Source organism: Acinetobacter gandensis, from assembly GCF_001678755.1.
In the GTDB taxonomy this organism is placed as follows: Bacteria; Pseudomonadota; Gammaproteobacteria; order Pseudomonadales; family Moraxellaceae; genus Acinetobacter; species Acinetobacter gandensis.
The window spans coordinates 92,225-104,632 of record NZ_LZDS01000030.1; the positions used below are offsets into that span (position 1 = coordinate 92,225).

General features: G+C 41.3%; 12 protein-coding genes. 6 read left to right on the forward strand and 6 right to left on the reverse strand.

Going from position 1 to position 12,408, the window contains the following annotated elements:
* Positions 1-62 precede the first annotated feature (62 nt).
* The 4 genes from A9J31_RS15050 to rsfS all read left to right on the forward strand — a co-directional run bounded on the left by A9J31_RS15050 (position 63) and on the right by rsfS (position 3,066).
* Complete coding sequence (locus A9J31_RS15050; protein WP_067767843.1) at positions 63-851, forward strand: crotonase/enoyl-CoA hydratase family protein; 789 nt, start codon at positions 63-65, stop codon at positions 849-851.
* 32 nt (positions 852-883) lie between these two features.
* Complete coding sequence (locus A9J31_RS15055; RefSeq protein ID WP_067767847.1) at positions 884-1,759, forward strand: NAD(P)-dependent oxidoreductase; 876 nt, start codon at positions 884-886, stop codon at positions 1,757-1,759.
* Between the two features lie 37 nt (positions 1,760-1,796).
* On the forward strand, positions 1,797-2,579 hold the full coding sequence (locus A9J31_RS15060) for a hydroxypyruvate isomerase family protein (protein WP_067767851.1): 783 nt from the start codon (positions 1,797-1,799) through the stop codon (positions 2,577-2,579).
* A gap of 88 nt (positions 2,580-2,667) precedes the next feature.
* Positions 2,668-3,066: a ribosome silencing factor gene (rsfS, locus tag A9J31_RS15065; protein ID WP_067767854.1), complete on the forward strand. Its 399-nt coding sequence runs from the start codon at positions 2,668-2,670 to the stop codon at positions 3,064-3,066.
* A gap of 86 nt (positions 3,067-3,152) precedes the next feature.
* Here the strand turns inward: rsfS and A9J31_RS15070 are convergent, their stop codons facing one another.
* From A9J31_RS15070 to A9J31_RS15090, 5 genes are all read right to left on the reverse strand, one after another.
* Positions 3,153-3,770, reverse strand: coding sequence for a hypothetical protein (locus A9J31_RS15070; RefSeq protein WP_067767857.1), 618 nt, complete (start codon positions 3,768-3,770; stop codon positions 3,153-3,155).
* A gap of 15 nt (positions 3,771-3,785) precedes the next feature.
* Positions 3,786-5,090 carry an ammonium transporter gene (locus tag A9J31_RS15075; RefSeq protein ID WP_425394354.1) on the reverse strand — a complete coding sequence of 435 codons (1,305 nt, stop codon included), beginning with the start codon at positions 5,088-5,090 and terminating at the stop codon, positions 3,786-3,788.
* Positions 5,091-5,506: 416 nt separating this feature from the next.
* Complete coding sequence (locus tag A9J31_RS15080) at positions 5,507-6,961, reverse strand: NAD(P)(+) transhydrogenase (Re/Si-specific) subunit beta (protein ID WP_067767862.1); 1,455 nt, start codon at positions 6,959-6,961, stop codon at positions 5,507-5,509.
* Between the two features lie 3 nt (positions 6,962-6,964).
* Complete coding sequence (locus tag A9J31_RS15085) at positions 6,965-7,285, reverse strand: proton-translocating transhydrogenase family protein (RefSeq protein ID WP_067767865.1); 321 nt, start codon at positions 7,283-7,285, stop codon at positions 6,965-6,967.
* A gap of 11 nt (positions 7,286-7,296) precedes the next feature.
* Complete coding sequence (locus A9J31_RS15090) at positions 7,297-8,424, reverse strand: NAD(P) transhydrogenase subunit alpha (RefSeq protein WP_067767868.1); 1,128 nt, start codon at positions 8,422-8,424, stop codon at positions 7,297-7,299.
* 945 nt (positions 8,425-9,369) lie between these two features.
* On the opposite strand from A9J31_RS15090, the gene A9J31_RS15095 reads away from it, so the two are divergent.
* Together A9J31_RS15095 and A9J31_RS15100 are read left to right on the forward strand one after the other, a co-directional pair.
* On the forward strand, positions 9,370-10,287 hold the full coding sequence (locus tag A9J31_RS15095; protein ID WP_425394355.1) for a DMT family transporter: 918 nt from the start codon (positions 9,370-9,372) through the stop codon (positions 10,285-10,287).
* 140 nt (positions 10,288-10,427) lie between these two features.
* Positions 10,428-11,630, forward strand: coding sequence for an MFS transporter (locus tag A9J31_RS15100; protein ID WP_067767876.1), 1,203 nt, complete (start codon positions 10,428-10,430; stop codon positions 11,628-11,630).
* 107 nt (positions 11,631-11,737) lie between these two features.
* Here the strand turns inward: A9J31_RS15100 and A9J31_RS15105 are convergent, their stop codons facing one another.
* A complete protein-coding gene (locus tag A9J31_RS15105; protein ID WP_067767878.1) occupies positions 11,738-12,382 on the reverse strand; it encodes a HEPN domain-containing protein in 645 nt (214 codons plus the stop codon).
* Positions 12,383-12,408: the final 26 nt, after the last annotated feature.

Sequence of the window (12,408 nt, forward strand, 5' to 3'; positions counted from 1 at the left end):
CTGTCATCTATCAGACTAAACTGCATGCTATGCTCGGCGCAGAAACAACAAGAGTAAATACCATGGCTTTATTACGTATCGAAAAAAATAATGGCATTGCAACGGTTTATCTCAACCGTCCAGACAAACGTAATGCAATGAGTTTTACATTGTTAAAGGAATTAGTGAGCACAGCTGAAAAACTAAAAAAAGATCGCAGCTTACGCTGTGTAATTTTAACAGGTGAAGCTCAGGTTTTTAGCGCAGGTATTGATCTAGCTGATCTGAATGACCCTAAAAATCGTGCGTTTGCAGCATGGGAGCTGATTAAACCAGGCCAAAGCTTATTTCAAAAAGCGTTCCTGATTTGGCAACAACTCCCTGTACCAGTAATTGCGGCACTTGAAGGCTTTTGCTTCGGAGCTGGCATGCAATTGGCATTAGCAGCAGATATTCGTATTGCCCATCCTGATACTAAAATGTCGATTATGGAAAGTCGTTGGGGTTTGGTTCCGGACATGGGCTTAACCCGTTCGCTTAAAGGCCTAATTGGGTTGGATTTGGCGAAAGAGTTGACTTTAACTGCTCGAATATTTGATGGTCAATATGCCAAAGAAATTGGATTGGTGACACATTTAAATGAAACACCCTTGGCACAGGCTCAAATTTTGGCTGAAGAACTCTCTCAGCGCTCTCCTGATGCTTTGGCCGCAACCAAACAAGTATTAGACGCGATGGAACATAATCCAAAACGCTCACTGCGCTTAGAAAAAATTTGGCAATTTAAATTATTGATGGGCAAAAACAGTCAGTTAGCCCGTAAAAAGGATAAGAACCCAGAGGTTCAGTTTTTGCCGCGCCAATATAAGTAAACTATGTATGACTGGATAGATTGAGAATAAAAATGGCTTTTGATCGAAATACCAAAATTGCATTCCTTGGCATGGGTCTCATGGGAAGTCGGATGGCAACACGTTTGATTCAAGCAGGTTTTGAAGTTGCAGTCTGGAATCGTAGCGCTGCCGCTTGCGATGAGCTGGTTGCGATAGGTGCGACGCCATTATCCCTCGATCAAATCGCCCACTATCCCGTCATCCTCAGTTGCCTTGCAGATGACTATGCTGTTGCTGCGGTCTATGCACAAATCGCGCCCTACTTAAGTCCGAGCCAAATCATCGTGGATTTTTCAAGCCTATCGGTCAATCAAACATTGGATTTGGCCGCACAAGCAAAAACTAAAAATGTCATTTGGATCGACTCCCCTGTTTCAGGTGGAACGGCTGGTGCAGAGCAAGGAACATTGGTTATCTTCGCTGGTGGTGATGCACAAATCATTAATGATCTCAGCTTAATCTACAATGTTTTATCTCAACGCGTCACCCGAATGGGAGAAACTGGTACTGGACAAGCCACCAAGATTTGTAATCAATTGATTGTTGCTGCAAATAGTACCTTAATTGCTGAAGCCGTTGCCCTTGCATCACAAGCAGGTGTCGATACAACTTTACTTGCACCTGCCCTTGCAGGCGGCTTTGCAGATTCCAAACCGTTTCAAATATTAACGCCACGTATGGCCAGTCATCAATTTGAACCGGTGCAATGGAAAGTGCAGACTTTGTCGAAAGATTTGAACAATGCGGTACAGCTTGCTGCTCAATTTAATCTAGATATACCCGTCGCGACTTTGGCTCTTTCACAGCTCAAAGCACATCAAAATAATGGCTATGCTGAAAAAGATTTAGCCACAGTGATTGAACACGTTGAATGTAAAAAATCATGAGTGAATTGACCGACTACATGGATAAAAGGATCTAAACATGACCAAGCTCGCTGTGAATTTATCAATGATTTTCACTGAAGTTCCGTTATTAGAACGCTTTGTTTTAGCACGTGAACATGGCTTTAAATACATCGAAATTCAGTTCCCTTATGAACTGAGCATTGAGCAAATTCAAACACAATTAACCCTAAATGATTTGAGTTTATGTCTGATCAATGTTCCAGCAGGCGACTTAATGCAAGGTGGTGACGGGCTTGCCGGTGTGCCTGGTCGCGAAAATGAATTTCACCAAGCGTTAGAGCTATGTATTCGTTATGCAACAGCGCTCAATGTCCCAAGTGTAAACATTTTGGCGGGGAAGCAACCACAAGATGCTGACCTACTGCCTTGTTTAAATACCTTATCCACTAATTTAAAATTAGCGTGTCATATGCTGGTCGAACATCAAATTCAGCCAGTTTTTGAAATGATTAATGGTACAGATATGCCGCGTTTCTTGGTGCAAAATATTGCTCAAGCACAAGAAATGCTTGAAGCTGTACAACATCCTGCTTTAAAGATGCAATATGACTGCTACCACATGGCCATGATGGGTGAAGATATTTTAAGTAGTCTGGCTGAAAATATTGATGACATTGGACATATCCAATTTGCGGATTGCCCAGGCCGTCATGAACCAGACTCTGGGCAAATCGCCTATGCACAAATTTTTAAATGGCTCAATCAAAGCGAATATGCAGGATATGTCGCAGCAGAATATCGTCCACGTTCCAACTCGTCGCACTCTTTTGCATGGAAAGACAAATACTTCCAGAACTGAGCGCTAAATTTGAAGAGGGTTGATTTGAAATTCAGCAACAAAACCGCTATATTAGATCCTGAAAAATTGTCAGGAAATCATACCCTCTATGAATTTAGAACCATCGCCCAGCGCTTCTAATTCTCACGATCTCGCAAACAAGCAAATCAAAGACGTGCAAACTTGCCTAGCTGTTGTACGTGAAGCACTTGAAGATGTAAAAGCCAAAGATATTGTTTCTCTCGATATCAGCACAATCAGCAATGTAGCAGATGCGATTGTTATTGCGAGCGGTACTTCAACTCGTCATATTAAGTCTCTTGCAGACAACGTGGCAGAAGAAGCACGTAAAGCCGGCTTCCGCCCGATTGGCGTTGAAGGTGAACGTGATGCAGAATGGATCCTGATTGATCTCGGTTTTGTAGTGGTACATGTGATGTTACCTACAGCACGTAAATTCTACGATCTTGAAAGCTTATGGCGTACAGCTCCAGAAACTGTAGCTTAAGTTGTCATAAAAAAAGCGACCGAATTCGGTCGCTTTTTTATGTCTCATAGGTTGAGTAATGAATGCCCCTCCTAGTTACTAGGATATTAAAGCAACTGATGTAAATCCACTTCTGGGAAATTAGCTTTAATTTTCAGCTTGGTCTGAGCATAAACCTGATCTGCACGCATAGGGCCATAAAACTCGCAAAACACCTCATAAATGTAGGTCAATACTTTTGCATAGCTGGTTAGTGGCAGAAACTCCACAAATGATGCCGTATTAATTTGTGCATTGGCTGCAACGGCTAGCCCCATCTGCTCAATTTGTTCAATTACTTCCTGATTAAAGTCATTTACATCTACCGGCTTGGTATTTTGTAAAACAGCTTCTGTAAATGCTAAAAAAGCATCACTGATAGAATCTGCAACCAATGCCTCAACTTGTGAATTTTCTTTCGGTTTTTCAATCCGTAATAGAGCTTGCTTCTCTAGAGTAGATAACTCATACAAAACTTGCTTAAGCATGTCTTTTCGATAAAAGCGTAATTCTTCCGTCGTACAGATATCATTTAAAAAGCGATTCAATACAAAGGATGGTTTCATGCTGTACTGCTGCTCCCAATGCAGTAATGCACCTTGCAACATATTGCCCTGTAAATATTGTTGTAAGCCTTTTTCCAGTGCTTCACGGCGCTGTGCCAAATTTAACAGTTCAGTACTCATTTACTTCACTCCTAATCAGTGGCGTCTAGTCATATCATCAGTTTCAAAAGTGACATCTTTTTGAAACTCTGGATAAGACAATTCAGCATGTTCGGTATAGTCCAAACCACGTTGCTCATGTTGCTTACTGACACGCAGACCACCCATCAATTTATCCAAGACTTTAAATACAATAAATGCCACCCCAAAGCCCCAAGCAAAAGCCACCAACACACCTAGCCCTTGTATTGCAATGACATTGCTACTGAACATGTTATTTTCAAGAAATAGCCCTGCTGCTAATGTGCCCCATGCTCCGCAAAATCCATGGACAGTCACAGCATCAACCACATCATCCAGTTTAAGTTTCTCCATCAGCATAGGTAAAAAGGTCACTAGCACACCAGCGCATAAACCTGTGACTACTGCATAAATTGGCGACATAGTGGCACAGCCTGCGGTAATTGCGACCAAACCACCCAGTGAAGAATTAATCGTGCTACGAATTAAAATCGCTTTCGAACGAATTAGGCACAGCAACATATAAGTAACCGCAGCGGCACATGCAGCAAGATGCGTATTTAATGCGATACGACCCACACTTACACCGGCATTGATTGTCGAGCCAGCATTAAAACCGAACCAAGCCAACCACAAAATAAAACCACCTAAAGCGACTAATGGTAAATTATGGCCTGGCAAGTAATGGCTTTGACCATTGCGACCAAAACGTCCTAATCGCGGCCCCAATACAATAATTCCAGCTAGTGCAACCCAACCACCCATAGAGTGCACAACGGTTGAACCGGCAAAGTCAATAAACCCCAAAGCCTTTAACCAACCATCACCACCAAAAAGTCCGCCCCAAGCCCAACTGCCAAAAATTGGATATATCACACCAGAAACCACTGCCGCACTGACCACATAGGCCACGAAGTGAATACGCTCCGCCATTGCACCACTAGCAATGGTGGTTGCTGTTGCTGCAAACATCATTTGGAAGAACAGTAGATTCCAGTGCCAGTCATCCATTTGGTCAGGTGCGAAATGACTCAAACCAAACCACCCTGTACTGTTTACACCAAACATCAAACCAAAACCGACTAACCAGAACACCAAGCCCCCCAAGCATGCGTCCATATAGTTCTTCATGAGCACATTCACGGTATTTTTACTGCGGACAGAGCCGCTTTCAATCATGGCAAAACCCGCTTGCATGAAGAACACCAAAATGCCACCTAACACCACCCAAATACTATCGAGTGAAATACGAATTTCTTGAATATTACTGGCCATTTGTGAATCTGCTGACCAAGTTTGTGATGCAGTTAAACTCAACATCAATGCAAGCAAGTATGCTTTTTTCATGATTATTCCCCCAAGAATAATCCTACTTTGCAAAACAGATGCCAAATTTCAGACAAATAAATATATTTCAATCAGTTGCCGAAAAACATAAGCTGCGATGGGACTAACAAACAGCACCTTCTCGCACCATGGGTCAGAACAGCGCATAATAATTGGGTGGTATTTAATCTTTTGCATTCATTTGAAACATCAACTTTTTATGGTGCAATTTAATGCGCCTTTTTAGTGATCAATCACGTGCATATGCTCAACATAATTTTTCGAATCTCACAGCCATTTAGTAGATATAAAAAAACCACCCGAAGGTGGTTTAATCTCTCTCAATCCCTCTTTATGTAAGGGAAGAAATCAAATCCCCCTTTATAAAAGGGGGATTTACGAGGTTTGTATTAGTGTCCGCCGCCATTAATCGCTTTGGTCATATCTTCCACAACTTTCTTGGCATCACCAAAAATCATCATGGTCTTATCGTTATAGAACAAGTCATTGTCTAGACCCGCATAACCTGTTGCCATAGAACGTTTGATCACCATGATGGTACGTGCTTTATGTGCTTCCAAAATTGGCATGCCATAAATTGGAGAACTTGGGTCATCTTTTGCTGCTGGGTTGACAACGTCGTTTGCACCAATCACCAGCACAACATCTGTTGCTGGAAAGTCAGAGTTAATCTCGTCCATTTCCAAAATGTCTTCATACGCAACGTCTGCTTCAGCAAGTAACACGTTCATATGACCTGGCATACGACCAGCGACTGGGTGAATGGCAAAACGTACTTTTACACCTTGTTCTTTTAAGATTTCACACAGTTCTTTAACCGCATTTTGTGCACGACCTTGCGCCATACCATAACCTGGTACAATCACAACGCTGTCCGCATTTGACATGAGGAAGCCAGCATCATCAGCAGAACCAGAACGATGATTACGTTGAACTTTTTCACCATTATCAGACGCTGCAACGGCTGTACCACCCATTGCACCACCAAACAATACGTTGATGATTGAACGGTTCATTGCTTTACACATGATGTAAGACAGAATCGCACCTGATGAACCAACCAGCGAACCTGCAACGATCAACATATTGTTTTCAAGCGTGAAACCAATGCCTGCTGCCGCCCAACCTGAGAATGAGTTTAGAAGTGATACCACTACTGGCATATCACCACCACCCACTGGCGCAATCCACACCCAACCAAAAGCAAGTGCAAGTACAGTCATTGCCCAGAATGCATTCATGTTACCTGTGGTGAAAAAATAGATACCACATGCCAACATTGCAAGGAAAATCAGTACTTGAACTGGTTTAACCCAACCACCTGAAATAGTTTTTGCCCATTTCTTGGCAGCCAATTTACCGTAAGCAAAAACAGATGCTGTAAATGTAATGGCACCAACGAAGCAACCCACAAACAATTCAAATAAATGAACTTTGCTCATGTGTGCATGTTCAACACCAGCAGCCGTTAAAGCTGCTTCGTTTTCAGCAAATAACGCTGTAAGTTGGTTGTTATGTAGAATTGCAGCAATCGCAATCAGTACAGCAGCCAGACCGACCAACGAGTGCATCAGAGCCACAGTTTCAGGCATTTGAGTCATTGGAACCGTACGTGCACGTGCAATACCAACCACAGCGCCCAATACCATTGCACCAACAATCATCCAAATTACAGGATGATCTGCCACAAAGAATGTTGTCAAAACCGCAATTGCCATTGCGATCATACCGTATCGGTTACCCTGAATCGCAGTTTTAGGACCTGACAACCCACGAAGCGTTAAAATAAAAAGAACGGCACCAATCAGGTAGAACCAATCCGCATACTCTCGAATAAATTCCATCAATTAACCCTCTTTTTTCTTTTGCTTAGGTTTGAACATTTCAAGCATACGCGCAGTAACTGCGAAACCACCAAAAATGTTGATACTTGCAAGGAATACAGCAATCGCACCCAAGATACTCACAGCATTAATGCTTTGAAATTGAACGCTTGCATCCACAATGCCAGGAATACCGACAGTTTGAATCATCGCACCCACAACAATAATTGAAGACAGTGCATTAGTTACCGCCATTAAAGGCGTGTGCAGCGCAGGCGTAACACCCCAAACCACGTAGTAACCGACAAAGATTGCAAGGACAAAAATAGTAATCGTTTCAACCATGATGATTCTCCTTAACCACGTTTCAGCAGCACTTGGCCGCCATGAGTGACAAGTAGTGCTTTTTGAATTTCTTCTTCTGGATTGATGGCAAAGTTTTTCTCGCTATCAAACATGGTATCGACAAAATTCAATACGTTACGTGCATATAGTGCCGATGCTTCTGTCGCCACTGTAGAAGGAATATTTGGAATACCAAGAATTTTCACGCCATTGGCTGTCATGACATTTTCGCCACAGACTGAACCTTCAACGTTACCGCCAGTTTCCACCGCCATATCAAGAATGATTGAACCCGGTTTCATTTTGGCAACAGTTTCAGCTTTAATCAGACGAGGCGCATCACGGCCTGGCAACAACGCAGTGGTAATCACGATATCGGCATTTGAAACTGCTTTATCCACAATGATTGCTTGATCGCGGATATATTCTTCACCCGGCATCCAGCCATAACCATTTTTTGCTGCATCTGCTGCTTTTTGCTGTTCTTCAGCAGACATTGGTACGTCTAACCATTTACCGCCAAGTGATTCCACTTGATCACGTGCTGTAGGACGTAAATCAGTTGCTTCAACCACTGCACCTAAACGTTTCGCCGTTGCAATTGCCTGTAAGCCCGCAACACCCACGCCCATAATCACGACACGTGCAGGTTTCACTGTACCTGCTGCAGTCATTAACATTGGGAACATACGTTGATATTCAGCACCTGCAAGCAACACAGATTTATAACCTGACAAGTTGGCTTGAGAAGACAATACGTCCATGTTTTGTGCACGAGATAAAGTACGTGGCAAAAGTTCCAATGCAAATGCAGACACGTTTTGTGCCGCAAATTGGTCAAGTTCGGTGTTGCGGTAAGGGTCAAACATTGCAACCACAGTTGTGTTTGCTGCAAGTTTTTGAATTTCGTCACCCTTCGGTGCACGTACTTTCAAAATAATTTGACTACCGGTATAGGCATCATCCGTAATTTTGGCACCGACTTGTTCATAGGCACTATCGATATAAGCGGCTTTAACACCAGCATTACGTTCAATAACCACGCTATGGCCAGCGCTGATCAATTTTTTTACTGTTTCAGGCGTCGCAGCGACGCGATTTTCACCGACAACAGTTTCGGCTGGAATTCCGATCTGCATGAGCGTTCCTCAAGCTAATTTTTCTTAAGTAAACATCGCTACCTGCGATGTCTCCCCTCAGGATGTATTTTTGTACAATTTTTGGATTCTAATTGAAATTTTCTAAAATACTACCCAATATTTATTTAATAAATGACCATATTTTGAACTCATGATTCATGAAAATAATGGTGCGATATCTCAATTATTCAGATTTATTGGTTCATTTATGCGTGTTTTTTATACTAACTATAACTTTTAGAACTATTTTGATGATTTAAACATCACTATTTTTACTAACTAGGATCTTGCCATTAAACATTGGTTGATCTTTTTGACAATGCGCACTTCTAAAACGACTGACAATTCATCTTTAAAATTCAATTCAAGCACTGATAAACAACCACTTCGTTTAAAATTTAACGAGGCGTTGACCTTTCTGACATTTTAGACGCGCATAGCCTCATCTATTTTTGACCGACTTAAATGGGTTATGTGTCAGAATAGTCATTCCAATTGTTTAGCATGAATAGCGCATTTTTTGATGCTAATTTATGCAATGTGGTGAAACAGTGTTCATTGGTCTTAAGTCTAAGAATTTAAAATATTGGCTTAAAAAAAATTTTCATCAACATTTTATAGCATGATGGGCGTGTATTTTTTTTCGGCTAAAATCCAGTTAATGCACCATTAAGGTGCAATCACAAAATACTATTCAAGATATCTGTTCGACATGACTTCTACGTTCATTTTTCTAAAACATAAAACATTGTCATTTCTCTCGACAATTCAAATTAAATACACGTGCAATGCACGAAATGTAGGCTAAAACAAGGAATAGAATCTATTCTTTTTTTGCATTTATCATCTGTACTGGCATTTTTTATAATGAGAAAAAAAGCATCCCACTCATTTAAAAATTAAGATGTTTTTTGACTTTTAAAGCCTTCAGGAAGTTTAAAGATGATATCGAAAACGCTTCGTCCGCACTCCATCGGTGCAAGTTGTGCGATCGCGGCAGCGTTTTTATTTAGTACTAAAGCGATTTTCATCAAACAAGCATACGCCTTATCTCCTTTAGTCGATGCGACCTTATTAATGGCGTTACGTATGGCGAGCGCATTGCCATTTTTTCTTATCATTGCATGGTACAGTCGCCAGCGTTATCACAGTATTACAGCGAAAGATTGGGCATTACTCATATTATCGGGATTGATGGGCTATTATTTTTCTAGTTGGTTGGACTTTCTTGGGCTGATGTACATCAGTGCATCTTTAGAGCGCATTATCTTATTTCTTTATCCCACCTTGACGGTCATCGCATCTGCAGCGATTTATAAAAAACCATTAGGCTTAAAAGCCATTTTGGCCATTATTCTGAGTTATGGCGGTACCGTTTTAGTCATGCTGCAAGAGCAAAGTCATACGCCGCATGATGCTAATTTTTGGTTGGGTGCTAGCTTGGTTTTTACCAGTGCAATCTTGTTCTCAATCTATTTACTCCTTACCCCAACCCTGATGCAAAAATTTGGCTCTCTGCATTTTACGGGTTTAGCACTGAGCATTGCTTGTATTGCCATGATGCTACATTTTTGGATTGCAACCCCGGAGCCATTCCATTTATTAACTCAATTACCTTTGGGTATTTGGGGGTATGGACTAGCTCTCGGCTTACTGGTGACCGTATTACCAACGATCTTATTGATGCAAAGTATCGTCCGACTTGGCCCAGGCCAATCTGCAATGATTGCGTCAGTTGGCCCGATCCTAACAATTTTTTTGGCTGTTGCTTTACTGAATGAACATTTAAATGCATGGCAATGGTTAGGCTGCATACTCAACATGCTCGGGGTCTGCATGATTACCTTGAATAAGAAAAAATAAACTTTATTCATCGAATATTTTCTGCGTACCTTTCACAGAGAAACACTTTAAGCACCGTTCTTTTTTCCTTATAGTGAGCTCACTTCGCAAGTAGAACAATATCGAGCATATTGTTCACGCCGCAACATCTGGACAATTTTATGAATGCCTCTCTCGACATTAGCCACAATAAAATGCTGTTATGGCTTATGGCCATGGCCTGTGGTTTATGTGCAGGTGCTAACTATTATTGCCAACCATTGATTGCATCCATTCAGCACAGCTTTCAAATACCGCAGTCGCAAGTTGCTTTGACGGTAACCTTTGCACAAATATCCTATGCATTGGGTTTACTGTTCATTGTGCCCTTAGGTGATATTGTCAATAAAGCCAAGTTCATTCCGTTGTTAATGTTCGGTGCAGCGATAGGTTTAGGGCTATGTGCCCTATCTACTAACTTATATATGTTGTGGATCGGCACGATTATTACAGGTCTATTCTCCGTCGCAGCGCAGGTACTGATACCTTTAGTCACGCTGGCCGTCCGTCCAGAAAAAACTGGGGCTGTGGTTGGTTTCTTGATGAGTGGGCTTCTCGTTGGCATTTTACTCTCAACCAGTTTATCTGGATTGCTGTCCAATTTAATTCATTGGAAAGCCATTTATGTCCTCAGTGCCGTTTTAATGTTGATCATTGCACTGCTGCTTAAAACGCGGCTGCCACGTGTGAGTATTATTCAAATGACCTATCTAAAAATTTTTCAATCGATGGGTCGTTTGCTGAAACAAGAGCGACGTTTAGTTTACCGCTCTTTGATTGGTGGCTGTGTATTTGCGGCGATGAGTATGCTGTTTTCCACAATTGCAATGCTCTTAACCCAGCCACCTTTTAATCTGGCAGACGTGTGGGTGGGAATTGTCACATTAGTCGGTGTGTTTGGTGCACTTTCAACACAATGGGTTGGTCGCTTAGCCGATCAAGGCAATAACACCATATTAACTTGGGTCGGTTGCACAATTTTAGCAATCAGTTGGGGACTTCTATATATAGGTGGAAATTCACTGGGCTTCTATACCATTGGCTACGGTTTAATTAGTTTAGGTTTAGCTATGGTGCATAGTTGTAATCAAAACATTATTTTCCAATTAAACCCAATTGCTCGTTCACGAATAAATTCGATTTATATGACCAGTTATTTTATTGGTGGCGCGTGTGGCTCAGCACTCGGCGTATTTGCATGGCATCACGGAGGTTGGCCGATGACGTGCTTAACAGGTTTAAGCTTAGTCTTCGCAGCGGCAATTTTTATTTTATTTGATCAGTTTCACCGTCCTCAACCTAAAGCCAACGCTGAAAGCATTTAAGTACGCCATGAATACTCAATTGCCTCAAATATGAGGCTTTTAAGTATTAAGGAATACGCAAGTTATAAATTCAAACACACTCAAAATAGCTTATGAAATAAGGCAAGCTAACTCACCTGCACCACAGGATAAAAGGGTTTTCCTAAATCGAGTGTGGCCGCATTTTCGAGTAATACAAACATAAATACCGGCAATAAAGCCGAAAGAATATTACAAGCATCTTTTAACTGTTTACGATTTACTGAACTATTATAGGTCGCACCGCCATGAATTAATTGATTACGTAAGGTATACATGCGGTTAAAAAGCACCATTAAAATATCAATAGAATCCTGCTCTTTTAAAGCACGGAGGACTTTTTGCTTTTCTTGCTCTAGCCCTTCACGACACGCTTGCTGACTAATCTTTTGGTTTTGATAATCCCAAAAACCTTGATAGACATACGGGTTATCTAAAAATATCCGGATAGGCTGACTAAAACGCTCCCATAATATTTTATAAATCTTTTGCTCCATGTCTTTTTGGCAAATCAAATGTAAAAACTGCCTCAGTGTTTGTTTATCCTGACTAACGTGTAAGTCCTGCGCATAGATCGCATTAAACGACACCCATAAGCTGATAAATTGCAGATCTAAATCTTCCTGTAAATCTTGTGATTTTTTCAACCAACTTAAACCGCGATGAATACGTAAATTAAATTGATCTGTATGTTCAGCTTTTTTACTTTTAAATATTTCTTCTAGCAGCATCATTCTGCTTTTCCCTCAAAACTTGATTA